Origin of the sequence: Neisseria sp. HMSC055H02 (assembly GCF_001813335.1) — a bacterium.
GTDB classification, from domain to species: Bacteria; Pseudomonadota; Gammaproteobacteria; order Burkholderiales; family Neisseriaceae; genus Neisseria; species Neisseria sicca_C.
Window position 1 is genome coordinate 29,920 of the sequence record NZ_KV812095.1, and the last position, 1,126, is coordinate 31,045.

Below are 1,126 nucleotides of genomic sequence, written 5' to 3' on the forward strand. Positions count from 1 at the left end.
CCCCCGTGGGGGAGGGCTGGGGAGAGGGCATTCTTCCAAATCGTGACAATCTTTCCCAAACACCCTAACCGCCCCAAATACAAGCCTTATGGCTTGTTGCCCTCTCTCTAACTCTCTCCCACGGGAGAGAGAACGGGCGGCTGTTGGGATTAAGGGAGCTGCAATCCCAACCTACTGCGTGCGTGCCTTGCGGCGCACACCCTACCGATGGGTTCAAAGGTCGTCTGAAAAAACGCTCGCGGCGTTTGTTCCATCTGCCTTGCGATAAAGGCTGCCTGAAAAATTCCTGCCGTTGATGTTTCGGGCATTCTTTTTCAGATGACCTGCAACGCCTGAATCTGCTGCAACCCGCTCCCTCCCCTGTGGGGGAGGGCTGGGGAGAGGGCATTCTCCAAATTTCCGCAACCTTTCCCAACACCCTAACTGCCCATACAAGCCTTGCGGCTTGTTGCCCTCTCTCTAACTCTCTCCCACGGGAGAGAGAGCGGGGTGGCTGTTGGGGGTTAAGGGTTCTGCAAGGACAACAAATTGTGCAGGCTGCTTTTTTTCTTTTCAGACGACCTTCAATCAACGGCAAATCCAAGAAAGCCGTAGCCCACATGTAGGGTGTGTGCGGTACGCACGCGTTCTCCATTTTCCCTGCAACCCCAACCCACCGCGTGCGTGCCTTGCGGCACACACTCTACCGATGGGTTCAAAGGCCGTCTGAAAAAACACTCGCGGCGTTTGTTCCATCTGCCTTGCGGTAAAAGGCTACCTGAAAAATTCCTGCTGTTGATGTTTCGGGCATTCTTTTTCAGACGACCTGTAATACTTGAATCTGCTGCAACCTGCTCCCTCCCCCGTGGGGGAGGGCTGGGGAGAGGGTATTCTCCAAGTTGCGGCAACTTTTCCCAACACCCTAACCGCCCCAATACAAACCTTGCGGCTTGTTGCCCTCTCTCTAACTCTCTCCCACGGGAGAGAGAACGGGCGGCTGTTGGGATTAAGGGTTCTGCAAGGAAAACAAATTGTGCAGGCTGCTTTTTTCCTTTTCAGACGGCCTGAAATCAACGGTTGAAACCCAAGTTGCTTTTCAAATCGCCTGCAACCGTGAAATCTGCTGCAACCTGCTCCCTCCCCCGTG

General features: G+C 54.4%; 1 protein-coding gene. It reads right to left on the minus strand.

All coding sequences use genetic code 11. From position 1 onward, the window contains the following. Positions 1 to 563 precede the first annotated feature (563 nt). Positions 564 to 698, minus strand: coding sequence for a hypothetical protein (locus HMPREF2907_RS13545; RefSeq protein ID WP_318259027.1), 135 nt, complete (start codon positions 696 to 698; stop codon positions 564 to 566). Positions 699 to 1,126 lie beyond the last annotated feature (428 nt).